At 66.1% G+C, this 13,079-nt stretch carries 8 protein-coding genes; 2 read left to right on the forward strand and 6 right to left on the reverse strand.

Annotation, left to right across the window (positions count from 1 at the left end; translation table 11 throughout):
* Positions 1–116: 116 nt before the first annotated feature.
* Positions 117–593 carry a nicotinamide-nucleotide amidohydrolase family protein gene (locus R6258_RS10385; RefSeq protein WP_318449956.1) on the reverse strand — a complete coding sequence of 159 codons (477 nt, stop codon included), beginning with the start codon at positions 591–593 and terminating at the stop codon, positions 117–119.
* Between the two features lie 99 nt (positions 594–692).
* Positions 693–3,605: an AsmA family protein gene (locus tag R6258_RS10390; RefSeq protein WP_318449890.1), complete on the reverse strand. Its 2,913-nt coding sequence runs from the start codon at positions 3,603–3,605 to the stop codon at positions 693–695.
* Positions 3,606–3,812: 207 nt separating this feature from the next.
* Between R6258_RS10390 and mutS the strand changes: the two genes are divergently transcribed.
* Together mutS and fdxA are read left to right on the forward strand one after the other, a co-directional pair.
* The gene (gene mutS, locus R6258_RS10395; protein WP_318449892.1) at positions 3,813–6,404 is read left to right on the forward strand and encodes a DNA mismatch repair protein MutS; all 2,592 of its coding nucleotides are present in this window, start codon (positions 3,813–3,815) and stop codon (positions 6,402–6,404) included.
* 239 nt (positions 6,405–6,643) lie between these two features.
* The gene (gene fdxA / locus R6258_RS10400; RefSeq protein WP_136066113.1) at positions 6,644–6,967 is read left to right on the forward strand and encodes a ferredoxin FdxA; all 324 of its coding nucleotides are present in this window, start codon (positions 6,644–6,646) and stop codon (positions 6,965–6,967) included.
* Between the two features lie 599 nt (positions 6,968–7,566).
* Here fdxA and eno read toward each other — a convergent pair.
* From eno to R6258_RS10420, 4 genes are all read right to left on the reverse strand, one after another.
* A complete protein-coding gene (gene eno, locus R6258_RS10405; protein ID WP_318449896.1) occupies positions 7,567–8,862 on the reverse strand; it encodes a phosphopyruvate hydratase in 1,296 nt (431 codons plus the stop codon).
* Positions 8,863–8,908: 46 nt separating this feature from the next.
* Complete coding sequence (kdsA, locus tag R6258_RS10410; protein ID WP_318449898.1) at positions 8,909–9,760, reverse strand: 3-deoxy-8-phosphooctulonate synthase; 852 nt, start codon at positions 9,758–9,760, stop codon at positions 8,909–8,911.
* A 12-nt stretch (positions 9,761–9,772) separates the two neighbouring features.
* On the reverse strand, positions 9,773–11,422 hold the full coding sequence (locus R6258_RS10415) for a CTP synthase (RefSeq protein WP_318449900.1): 1,650 nt from the start codon (positions 11,420–11,422) through the stop codon (positions 9,773–9,775).
* Positions 11,423–11,651: 229 nt separating this feature from the next.
* Positions 11,652–13,070 (reverse strand): FAD-dependent oxidoreductase, encoded by a 1,419-nt coding sequence (locus R6258_RS10420; RefSeq protein ID WP_318449902.1) that lies wholly within the window; start codon positions 13,068–13,070, stop codon positions 11,652–11,654.
* Between the last annotated feature and the right edge of the window lie 9 nt (positions 13,071–13,079).

Consider the following 13,079-nt stretch of genomic DNA (forward strand, 5'->3'; position numbering starts at 1 on the left):
CATCGCCAGCATCGTCTGGCCTTATCCAATCACTGTATAGCTAGACAGTATTATGACGAAAAAATCGCCACTCGCCTACTCCTGGCGAGGATAAAATCCATCTTCTCGAGAACCATTCACGGCGCTTCCAGCCAGCGGACCAATCCTTCGAGAGCCACGCGTACCGCCTGCTCGCGAACCGCCCGGCGGTCGCCGTCGAAGCGCCGGCATTCGGCCTGCTGCGCAAGGGCGCTTCCCCAGGCGAACCAGACCGTTCCCACCGGCTTCTCCGCGCTGCCGCCGCCGGGCCCGGCGACGCCGCTGATGGCCACGCCGACATCGGCCCCGCTCTCGCGACAGGCCCCGGCGACCATCGCCTCGACCGTCTCGCGGCTCACCGCACCGTGAGCCTCGAGGATCGCTTCCGCCACGCCCAGCAAGCGGGTCTTGGCGGCGTTGGAATAGGTCACATAGCCGGTCTCGAAATAGCCGGAGCTCCCGGCAATATCGGTAATCGCGCTGGCCACGCCGCCACCGGTGCAGGACTCGGCGGCGGTCACCGACAGGCAATGCGCCAGGCAGGCATGCTGCAGGCGCTCGCTGAGCGTCTGCAGTTCGGCCTCGTTTGCTGTATCGCTCCGGGTCACACGGTTTTCCTCGTCGCTCAAGGACAGCTTCCCTGCAGCTTAACAGAAGCCCCGCGCTCCGTGGGCTCAGTGCCCGGTCGACTCCTGCGCCTTGTGCGCTGCGTCGAGCACCTGTCGACAGCCGGGGCCGGCTCCCTCCCCAAGCCCCGGTTCCACCCAGGGCAGAATGGCCAGCGGAGGCGCCGCCAGCGCCCCAAGGACAGACAGCACTCCGCGCACGATCAGTTCACGGGAGACCACATCCACTTGCGGGTTGGTGATGGTGCCCTGCAACCTGACCGGCGAGTCGGAGGCCGGCAGACTGGGGTCCTTGGGGTGCGCCTCGAAGACCAGATCGAATCGCTCATGATCCAGGTCGATCTCCCCGCCGCCGGTGATGTTCGAGTCGGCGGTGCTGAGGAAGAACTGCTCGACCGCGGCAACGCCGCTATCCGCATCCAGCCGGGTGTAGGCACAACGCATGGGCACCTTGTCGGCATCATACAGCGCAGCCATGAGCGCTTCGCTGACATCGAGGCCCAGCGCCTCTACCAGCAGCATGTCCAGGCGGCCTCCGGACAGCGCCAGTTCCAACCGGCCATTCAGGCTGGCCATCAGCTCGTCCATCAAGCCGCCGGCGAAGCGGACCCGTCCCTGCCCCCCCAGGGTTCCGGCGGAATCCTCGGCGATCTCGGGTGCCCCGGCACGCCGCAGAATAGGCTTGAGATTGACCTGGCGAGCCGACAGGTCCAGGTCGCCATCCAGCGCCTGGCCATGGGCATCCATTCGCACATGCGCGACGACGATGCCGCCACCGACCCCCATACGCAGCGGATCGAGCGTCAGCACGCCGCGCTCCAGGGTCATATCCAGCGATACATCGGACAGCGGGACGTACTCGGAAGCGACACTGCCCGCACTGTAGCGAACCTTGGCGTCCATCCTGCGCAGCCCTTGAAGATCCCATTCACGATCGGAGAACAGCCCCTGCCGGCCCTCTTCCTGGCGGGCCTGCGCCTGCTGGGCGGGCGAGGCGGCTTCTCCGCCTCCCGTCTCCGGCGCACTCCCGGTGAGCGGCGCCAGGTCATCGAGATCCAGCCGCTGCGAGTGCAGGGTCGCCCAGAGCATGTTGCGCTCCCCCAGGCGGAGACGAGCGTCGCCGCCGACATCGCTGTTGCCGAAGGTGCCGTCCAGGTTGAGCAGCCGGACCAGGTCGCCCCTGACGCGTAGCGCCCCCTGGATTTGGTAGGGCGGCAAGGCGGGAAGGTTCAGCCCCGTCAGCTCGTTGAGACGGGCCGGGTTGGGCCCCGACAACCGGACCGAGGCCTTGATCCGACCGAGCTCCAACGGCTTCTCGATCGTCCCGTCGACATGCAGCTCGGACCGGTCGGAGCTGACCCACCCCTTTACGGGGTACGGTTTGTCGGGATCGCGAAGATTGAGCAGCGGCCCGACCTTCAGGTCGTACTTGAACGACTCTCCGTTGTAGCGCCCGTGACCCTGCAGATGGACGCCGGTCGTCGAGATGCCCTCGAGATCGGCGGCATCGGCGTTCACGTGCAGGAACAGATCCTGCGAGGGCAGGCGATAGTCGAGCGAGGTGTTCTTCAGTGCCAACTCCCCCTGCGAGAAGCGGGCATGCAGCTGGCCGCCCAGGACACCCTGAACGTCACTGCCCAGCGGGGCCAGGGCCTCCTCCAGGTCGAATCGGGACAGCTGCGCATCGATGTTGCCGCCCAGTGTCTGTGGCTGGATGCGCAGGACGCCCTGGGCCGTCAACGCGCCCCGGTCCTGTTCCAGGTGCAGGTTCTGGATATCCAGCCGGCCAGCCTCGAGGCTGCCCTTCAGTGCTACATCGTGCACCGCGGTATCGGCATAGGCGAGGCGGTCGACCGTCAGATCGACCTGCGCATCGAATTCCTGCAGCGGCGCCAGCTGCTGCGCCAGCCGTTGGTCCCAAGGCATCGACTGATCGTCGTCCTCTCGGCCGGCCTGCGGCGTCTTATCGTCGCCGAGCAACCCCCAGCGCGACAGGTCGATTCGGTCGGCCTGGAGCTGGGCGGTGACCCTGGGCCGCGCTCCGCCCAGGGCGACGCCGACCGAACCTTGCACGTGGCTCTCGCCCAGTCGGGCCGTGGCGCTTTGCAGCGACCACTGTCGATCCTGATGGCCGAGGTGGCCGTGCAGTTCGAACGACGGCAACTCAAGCGCGGGACGACCGACCAGTCTGGCCAGGTTCGCCGTCTGGGGAGCGGACACGTCCAGTTGACCTTCCAGGTTGGCCGGTTGGGTGACGTCGGCAAGCCGACCCTCGAAGCTCGCCTGCAACTGGCCGAGATGGCCCTGCAGGGTGACCGGGTAGGCATTGGCAGGATCGCCCGCCAGCGCCTTGGACGGTGCCCCGCCATGGCCGCTGAGTGCGAGCGGCAAACCCTGAAGGCGCCCCTGCGCTTCGATCATCAGCTCGCGGGCACCGTCTCCCGCGCTGCGGGTATGGAAATCGACGCTCAGGTCCGCCTCCAGGTTGGGATCCCGGTAGGTCAGATGCCCGTCGTCGATCTTGACGATATCCGGGCTTATGCCAAGCCCGCCATCCTGCTGACCTTTCTGTCCGGTCAGCCCCTGCCAGTTCGACGTACCGTCTTCGCGCCTGGCGAGATGGATCACCGGCCGGCCGAGCGCGAGCCGTTGCAGTTCGAGATTGCCCTTCAGCAGGGCGCCGGGATCCACGGCAATTTCCAGCGTCTTCAGGTCGAGCATCCGGTCATGCCCCGCCCAGTCGGGGTTGGCAACGCCTATCTCCTCGAGGCGCACCGTCAGCGGCCAGCCCCAACCGATGTCCAGACTGCCGATCTCGACGTCACGGCCATTCAGGCGCTGGCTGACCTGCCCCTCCAGCCATTCGCGGGCCCATGGCGACTCGAGGAGGACCATGCCGCCCGCCAGCAATGCCAAGAGACAGACCAGCGTTACGAGAAGTCGTCGAGCTGCCTTGACCACACTCCCTCCCTGGTTCAGTCATTCATGCATCGAGCGTTCCGTCTCTCGTCCCTGAGTGACGAAACGCATTAGTAAGAGCGTAGACGACAAGCTCCTGTCAGGTCCGCACATGTGGGCCTGTCTCCCCCTGAGCGGACTGCGCTAGAATGTCCGGCCAGCAAACGCCCCAAAGCGACCAGCCCACTGTCACACGGGAATGCGAAGTTCATGCAAGACGCGGTCGAGACGAAAAGTCCTCAGCACACGCCCATGATGGCGCAGTATCTGAAGATCAAGCGCGAGCATCCCGACGTGCTGCTCTTCTATCGCATGGGCGATTTCTACGAGCTGTTCTTCGACGACGCCAAGCGCGCCGCGCAGTTGCTCGACATCACGCTCACCGCGCGCGGCCAGTCGGGCGGCAAGCCGATTCCAATGGCCGGGGTGCCCTACCACAGCGCCGAAGGCTACCTGGCGCGGCTGGTCAAGTCGGGCGAGTCGGTGGCGATCTGCGAGCAGATGGGCGACCCGGCGACCAGCAAGGGGCCGGTGGATCGCCAGGTCGTGCGCATCGTCACGCCCGGTACGCTGCACGACGAGGCGCTGCTCGATGCCAGGCGCGACAACCTGTTGCTCGCCCTGCACTGCCAGGGCGAGCGCTGGGGGCTGGCCTGGCTGGAGCTCTCCAGCGGCCGCTTCAGCGTGCTCGAAGTGGACGGCGAGGCCGACATGCTGGCCGAGGTTCACCGCCTGCAACCCGCCGAACTGCTGGTCGGCGATGCCCAGGATCTGCCGCCGGCGATCGGCGAACGCGCCGGACTCAAGCGCCAGAGCGCCTGGCTGTTCGACCTGGAATCGGCCACCCGCCTGCTGTGCGACCAGTTCGGCGTCGCCGACCTGCGCGGCTTCGGCTGCGCCCATCTGGAATGCGCGCTGACCGCCGCCGGGGTGCTGGTCGACTACGCCCGCGACACCCAGCGCTCGCGGCTGCCCCACGTCACCCGGCTGGGCGTCGAGAATCGCGACGACGCGGTGGTGATCGACGCCGCCAGCCGCCGCAACCTGGAGATCGACGTGAACCTCGGCGGCGGCACCGACAACACCCTGGCCAGCGTACTCGACACCACCGCCACGGCGATGGGCTCGCGGCTGCTCAAGCGCTGGCTCAACCGTCCGCTGCGCGATCGCGAGCAGGTCGCCGGGCGCCAGGGCGCGGTGCAACTGCTGCTGCAAGACGACCTGTTCGAGAGCCTGCGCGCCACGCTCAAGCCGATCGGTGACGTCGAGCGGATCCTCGCCCGCGTCGCCCTGCGCAGCGCCCGCCCCCGCGACCTGGCGCGCCTGCGCGATGCCCTGGCCGCGCTGCCCGAGTTGCAGGCGACGCTGGCCCCGCTCGACGAAGGCACCGCCCTCGACGCGCTCAAGCGCCACATCCGGCCCTATCCGGAGCTCGCCGAGACGCTGACCCGGGCGCTGGTCGAAAGCCCGCCGGTGGTGATCCGCGACGGCGGGGTGATCGCCGACGGCTTCGATGCCGAGCTCGACGAGGTGCGCGGGCTGGCCGAGAACGCCGGCACCTACCTGGTCGAACTCGAGAGCCGCGAACGCGAACGCACCGGGCTGGCCGGTCTCAAGGTCGGCTACAACCGGGTGCACGGCTATTTCATCGAGATTCCGCGCGCCCAGGCCCGCGAAGTGCCGGCCGACTATATCCGTCGCCAGACGCTCAAGAATGCCGAGCGCTTCATCATCCCCGAACTCAAGGAGTTCGAGGACAAGGCGCTGTCCGCCAAGTCGCGCGCCCTGGCCCGCGAGAAATTGCTCTACGAAAGCCTGATCGACACGCTGGGTGCCGAGCTCGAGACACTGCAGGCCAGCGCCCGCTCGCTCGCCGCGCTCGACGTGCTGGCGGCCTTCGCCGAGCGCGCGCTGGCGCTCGAGCTGACGCGTCCGCATCTCACCGACAGCCCGGGGCTGACGATCCACGGCGGTCGCCATCCGGTGGTCGAACACGTCAGCGATGCCCCGTTCGTGCCCAACGACCTGCGGCTCGACCCGAGCCGCCACATGCTGGTGATCACCGGTCCCAACATGGGCGGCAAGTCGACCTACATGCGCCAGGCGGCGCTGATCGCCCTGCTCGCCCACAGCGGCAGCTTCGTGCCCGCCGACAGCGCCGAGGTCGGCCCGCTGGATCGCATCTTCACGCGTATCGGCTCCAGCGACGATCTGGCCGGCGGACGCTCGACGTTCATGGTCGAGATGACCGAGACTGCCAATATCCTGCACAACGCCAGCGCCGAGAGCCTGGTGCTGATGGACGAGATCGGGCGTGGCACCAGCACCTTCGACGGGCTGTCGCTGGCCTGGGCCAGCGCCGAGCACCTGGCCGCCACGCGCGCCCTGACGCTGTTCGCCACGCACTACTTCGAGATGACCGCGCTCGCCGAACAGCTCGACGGCGTCGCCAACGTCCACCTGACCGCGACCGAGCATCGCGAAGGCATCGTCTTCATGCACCGGGTCGAGGAAGGTCCGGCCAGCCAGAGCTACGGCCTGCAGGTCGCCCAGCTCGCCGGCGTCCCCGCGGCGGTGGTGGCGCGCGCCCGCGACAAGCTGGCGAGTCTCGAGCAGCATGAAATCGACCAGGGCCAACGCAGCATGCCGGCCGGTACAGCGTCGCAACCGGCGCCTGCCCAACCCGACCTGTTCGCCAGCACACCGCACCCGCTGGTCGAGGAGCTCGATGGCCTGGCGCTGGACGAGCTCAGCCCGCGTCAGGCGCTCGACCTGCTGTATCGCTGGCGCGAGCGACTGTGAGGGCCGGCATTCATGGCGGCCGGTCCAGACGGGTATGTTTCCATGGCCAAACGTTCCATAGCGCCGCTTGCCGACCCCTATCGCTCAGCACTAGAATTAGCGCCCAATTAGAAGTGGGTCTTATAACGACCCCGGCGTTTATAACCAGCCAACGTGCGCCCGGCATTGCCGTGACGGCAGCCGACACAACGCCGGACATCGAGCGTACTGCGCCACGACCATGACTCGAGGGAGTTCCCATGACATTCGTCGTCACCGAAAATTGCATTCGTTGCAAATACACCGACTGCGTCGAGGTCTGCCCCGTCGATTGCTTCTATGAAGGGCCGAACTTCCTGGTGATCGACCCTGATGAATGCATCGATTGCGCGCTGTGCGAACCGGAATGCCCGGCCGAGGCGATCTATTCCGAGGACGAGCTGCCGGACGATCAGAAGCAGTTTCTCGAGCTCAACGCCGAGCTCGCCGTGGTCTGGCCCAACATCACCGAGAAGAAGGATCCACCGGCGGACGCCGAGGAGTGGGACGGCAAGAGCGGCAAGCTGGAACAGCTCGAGCGCTGACTACCCATGAGTCATACCAGTGCCATGCCTGAGCATGGCACGCCCGCCGCCCTGTCTGTTGTTCCCCTTGAAATCCACGCGAGAAGTCCACACGCAAAGCCGGCGAGAAGCCCAAAAAAGCCTCGCCCATAAAAAAGGCGGCCCGAAGGCCGCCCGCTCTATACCCTTTTCTCGGGCAATCCCTTGCCCGCTCCTTCGACCGCTTCCTTATCCGCCAGCCGCGTCCTGCGACGCCGGATGGGTCGTCCTGCTGCATCCCTTGGCATCCTGCCCGTGGAGTCGAGCTAGACAAGTCGCTTCCCAAAAATCCCGAAGCCATTGTGCCCGATAGCGACGAGGCGACAATGGGTCCTTCTTGGTCGCGGCCCACCCGATCTCGAACGAGTTATTTAAATTTGTTTAAAAACAATTATTTATAAATAAAACCAAGCTCGACACAAGCTCGTTTTGTAGGGAATTTCTTACACGCGGCGAGGCTTTGACTGACAGCCGCCCATGATTGGCGTCGTGAGGCGGTGAGGCATGGCCGCCAAGGCAGGAAATGCACGATCAGCAACGTCGCCGCCGGGCGGGGGCCCGGCGGCGACGGTTGGCATCGCTCAGTGCTGGCCCTTGATGGCCTTGAGCCCGGGATAGGTGGCCTTGTCGCCGAGCTCCTGCTCGATCACCAGCAAACGGTTGTACTTGGCGACGCGGTCCGAGCGGCTCAGCGAGCCGGTCTTGATCTGACCCGCGCAGGTGGCCACGGCCAGATCGGCGATGGTGGTGTCCTCGGTCTCGCCGCTGCGATGCGAGATCACCGCGGTGAAGCCGGCGTCCTGGGCCATCTTGATCGCATCCAGGGTCTCGGAGAGCGAGCCGATCTGGTTGAACTTGATCAGGATCGAGTTGCCGATCTGCTCGTCGATGCCGCGCTTGAGGATCCGCGTATTGGTCACGAACAGGTCGTCGCCGACCAGCTGGATCTTGTCGCCGAGCTTGTCGGTCAGTGTCTTCCAGCCATCCCAGTCGGACTCGTCCATGCCGTCCTCGATCGACACGATCGGATAGTCGCCGCACAAGCCGGCCAGGTAGTCGACGAAGCCGGCGGCATCGTAGGACTTGCCCTCGCCCGCCAGGTTGTACTGACCGTCCTGGTAGAACTCGCTGGAGGCGCAATCGAGCGCCAGGGTAACGTCCTTGCCGAGCGTGTAGCCGGCGTCGGACACCGCCTGCTTGATCGCCGCCAGGGCATCGGCGTTGGAGGCGAGATCCGGCGCGAAGCCGCCCTCGTCGCCCACCGAGGTGGACAGCCCGCGCCCGGCGAGCACCTTCTTCAGCGCATGGAAGATCTCGGCACCCACCCGCAGCGCTTCGCGGAAGTTCGCCGCGCCTACCGGCTGGATCATGAATTCCTGGATGTCGACGTTGTTGTCGGCATGCTCGCCGCCGTTGAGGATGTTCATCATCGGCACCGGCATGCTGTAGCGGCCCGGCTGGCCGTAGAGCTCGGCGATATGCGCGTAGAGCGGCACTTCCTTGCTGACCGCCGCCGCCTTGGCCGCCGCCAGCGACACGGCAAGAATCGCGTTGGCGCCGAGCTTGGCCTTGTTGTCGGTGCCATCGAGCTCGAGCATGGCGTCGTCCAGGGCGCGCTGATCGCGCGCGTCCTTGCCCAGCAGCGTGTCGCGAATCGGGCCGTTGGCCGCCGCGACCGCCTTGAGCACCCCCTTGCCCAGGTAGCGCGACTTGTCGCCGTCGCGCAGCTCCAGCGCCTCGCGGGAGCCGGTCGAGGCACCACTCGGCGCACAGGCCACGCCCTTGGCGCCGTCGTCGAGTACCACCTCGGCCTGCACGGTGGGGTTGCCGCGGGAATCGAGCACCTCGAGGGCGCGGATTTCGACAATCTTGCTCATCGTCAGTCGTCCTTTGTCAGCGTTGAGTGAAGGCTCACGGCTCCGCTCAGGATATCTCCAGGGCCGGAAACCCCTTGACCAATTCATCGAGCGCCTTGAGCTGGGCGAGGAAGGGTTCCAGCTTGTCCAGCGGCAGGGCGCAGGGCCCGTCGCACTTGGCATTATCGGGGTCGGGATGGGCCTCGAGGAACAGCCCGGCCAGGCCCACGCCGACCCCGGCGCGCGCCAGCTCGGCGACCTGCTGGCGCCGTCCGCCGGCGCTATCGGCGCGTCCGCCCGGGCGCTGCAGCGAATGGGTGACGTCGAAGATCACCGGATAGCCGGTCTGCTTCATGTCGCCGAAGCCGAGCATGTCGACCACCAGATTGTTGTAGCCGAAGCTCGAACCGCGCTCGCAGAGGATCAGTCGGTCGTTGCCGGCTTCCTGGCACTTACTGATGATGTGGCGCATCTCGTGCGGGGCGAGGAACTGCGGTTTCTTGATGTTGATCACCGCGCCGGTTTCGGCCATCGCCACCACCAGGTCGGTCTGGCGCGCCAGGAACGCCGGCAACTGGATGATATCGGCGACCTCGGCCACCGGTCCGGCCTGCCAGGGTTCGTGGACGTCGGTGATCACCGGCACGCCGAAGCGCGACTTGATCTCGGCCAGCCACTCGACGCCCTTGTCGATGCCCGGGCCGCGGAACGAGTGGATCGAACTGCGGTTGGCCTTGTCGAAGCTGGCCTTGAAGACGTAGGGAATGCCCAGCCGGGAACAGACCTCGACATAGGTTTCGGCCACCTCGAGCGCCAGCTCGCGGGATTCCAGCACGTTCATGCCGCCGAACAGCATCAACGGCAACGAATTGCCGGCGCTCAGGCCGGCAAATTCGATGATTTTCTGTGACTCGGCCATGGCGGCGTCTCCTCAGCCCGGGACCTGGGTACGCTGGCGTGCGCTCTTGTGTTCCAGCGCGGCGGTGACGAAGCCGGTGAACAACGGGTGGCCGTCACGCGGCGTGGAGGTGAACTCGGGATGGAACTGGCAAGCCAGGAACCACGGGTGATCGGGCAGCTCGATCATCTCCACCAGTGAATTGTCGACGCTCTTGCCGGCGACCACCAGGCCGGCGGCCTCGAGCGCCTCGACGAACTGGTTGTTGACCTCGAAGCGATGACGATGGCGCTCGGTGATGGCGTCCAGACCGTAGACCTCGCGCGCTCGCGAGCCCGGCTTGAGGTGGCACACCTGGCCGCCCAGGCGCATGGTACCGCCGAGATCCGATGCCTCGTCGCGCAGTTCGATCTTGCCCTCGGGGCTGAGCCACTCGGTGATCAGGCCGACCACCGGGTGCTGGGTGTCGCGGGTGAACTCGGTGGAGTTGGCGTCGTCCCAGCCGGCGATGTGGCGGGCGAACTCGATCACCGCGACCTGCATCCCCAAGCAGATACCGAGATAGGGCACGTCGTTCTCGCGGGCGTAACGGGCGGTGGCGATCTTGCCCTCGACGCCACGCTCGCCGAAGCCGCCGGGCACCAGGATCGCATCCTTGCCGGAGAGGCGCTCGGTGCCGTGGCGCTCGATGTCCTCGGCGTCGATGTAGTCGATGTTGATCTTGACCCGGGTCTGGATGCCGGCGTGGATCAGCGCCTCGTTGAGCGACTTGTAGGCGTCGAGCAGCTCCATGTACTTGCCGACCATGGCGATGTTGATCGACTTGAGCGGGTTGAGCTTGGCATCGAGGACATGGATCCACTCGGCCAGGTCGGCCGGCGGCGCCTCGAGACGCAACTTGTCGCAGACGATCTCGTCGAGGCCGTGCTCATGGAGCATCAACGGGATGCGATAGATGGTGTCGGCATCCTGCAGCGGCACCACGGCGCGCTCCTCGACGTTGGTGAACAGCGCGATCTTGCGCCGCTCGCTCTCCTCGAGCTCGACCTCGCTGCGACAGATCAGGATGTCCGGCTGGATGCCGATCGAGCGCAGCTCCTTGACGCTGTGCTGGGTCGGCTTGGTCTTGGTCTCGCCGGCGGTCTTGATGTAGGGCACCAGCGTCAGGTGCATGAAGATCGCCTGACTGGCGCCCTTCTCGCTGCGGATCTGGCGGATCGATTCGAGGAACGGCAACGACTCGATGTCGCCCACCGTGCCGCCGATCTCGACCAGCGCCACGTCGGCGCCCTCGCCACCTTCGTAGACGCGGCGCTTGATCTCGTCGGTGATGTGCGGAATCACCTGCACGGTACCGCCCAGGTAGTCGCCGCGGCGCTCGCGGCGCAGCACGTGCTCGTAGACGCGGCCGGTGGTGAAGTTGTTGTCCTGGGTCATCTTGGTGCGGATGAAGCGCTCGTAGTGGCCCAGGTCGAGATCGGTCTCCGCGCCATCTTCGGTGACGAATACCTCGCCGTGCTGGAACGGGCTCATGGTGCCCGGATCGACGTTGATGTACGGGTCCAGCTTGAGGATGGTGACCTTGAGGCCGCGCGCCTCGAGGATCGCCGCAAGCGAGGCCGACGCGATGCCCTTGCCGAGAGAGGACACAACGCCGCCGGTCACGAAGATATATCGTGTCATGGAGAACCTGTTGAATCGTGGGTCAGAAAGGCCTGGTGGGAGCGGCCCGGATGGGACGACAGAGTAGCAGAATACCGCGAGCGGCTCAATTTGGGCGACGAGCTACGAGCTACGAGCTACGAGCTACGAGCTACGAGCTACGAGCTACGAGCTACGAGCTACGAGCTACGAGCTACGAGCAGGATGATGACTCCGTCCCGCTCGAGGCTCGCAGCCCGTGGCTCGAGATTCAGACGCCCAGATAGTCGAGAATACCCTCGCCGGCCTGACGACCTTCGTGGATCGCGGTGACCACCAGGTCGGAGCCGCGCACCATGTCGCCGCCGGCGAAGATCTTCTCGTTGCTGGTCTGGAAGGCGAAGCTGCCGTGCTCCGGCGCGGTGACCCGGCCGCGTTCGTCGACGGCGATGTTCTGCGCCTCGAACCAGGCGATCTCGCTGGGCTGGAAGCCGAAGGCAATGACCACCGCGTCGCAGGCCAGCACCTCTTCGGAACCGGGCACCACCTCGGGGCTACGCCGGCCCCGCTCGTCGGGCTCGCCGAGGCGCGTGCGCACCAGCTTGACGCCTTCGACCCGCTCCTCGCCGACGATCGCCACCGGCTGACGATTGAACAGGAACTCGACGCCCTCTTCGCGGGCGTTGGCCACCTCGCGCTTGGAGCCGGGCATGTTCTCCTCGTCGCGACGGTAGGCGCAGGTCACCCCGGTCGCGCCCTGGCGGATCGCCGTGCGGTTGCAGTCCATGGCGGTGTCACCGCCGCCCAGCACCACCACGCGCCTGCCCTCCATCGACACGTAGTCGTCGGGGTTCTTCTCGAAGCCCAGGCAGTGGTTGACGTTGGCGATCAGGTAATCGAGAGCCTTGTACACGCCGGGCAGGTCCTCGCCGGGGAAGCCGCCCTGCATGTACTTGTAGGTGCCCATGCCCATGAATACCGCGTCGTAGTCGCTGAGCAACTGGTCGATGGTGATGTCGCGGCCGATCTCGGTATTCAGGCGGAACTCCATGCCCATCTCCTCGAACACCGCGCGACGCCGTTCCATGACGTTCTTCTCGAGCTTGAACTCGGGAATGCCGAAGGTCAGCAGGCCGCCGATCTCGGGATGCCGATCGAACACCACCGGCTTGACGCCGTTGCGCACCAGGATGTCGGCACAGCCCAGCCCGGCCGGGCCGGCACCGATCACTGCCACGCGCTTGTCGGTCCACTCGACCTTGGACATGTCGGGTCGCCAGCCCATGGCGAAGGCGGTGTCGGTGATGTATTTCTCCACCGAGCCGATGGTCACCGCGCCGAAGCCGTCGTTGAGCGTGCAGTCGCCCTCGCAGAGGCGATCCTGCGGGCACACCCGGCCGCACACCTCGGGCAGGGTATTGGTGCGATGCGACATCTCCGCCGCCTCGAGGATGTTGCCCTCGCTGACCAGCTTCAGCCAGTTGGGAATGTAGTTGTGCACCGGGCACTTCCATTCGCAGTACGGATTGCCGCAATGCAGGCAGCGGTGCGCCTGGCTGGCCGCCTCGCTGGGCTTGTACGGGTCGTAGATCTCGGTGAACTGCTTGGCCCGCTTGCGCGCGTCCTTCTTGTTCGGGTCCTGGCGGCCGACATCTATGAACTGGAAATCGTTGTCCAAACGGTTTGCCATGAGCGTATC

Source organism: Halomonas sp. HP20-15, assembly GCF_033446685.1.
Taxonomy (GTDB): Bacteria; Pseudomonadota; Gammaproteobacteria; order Pseudomonadales; family Halomonadaceae; genus Modicisalibacter.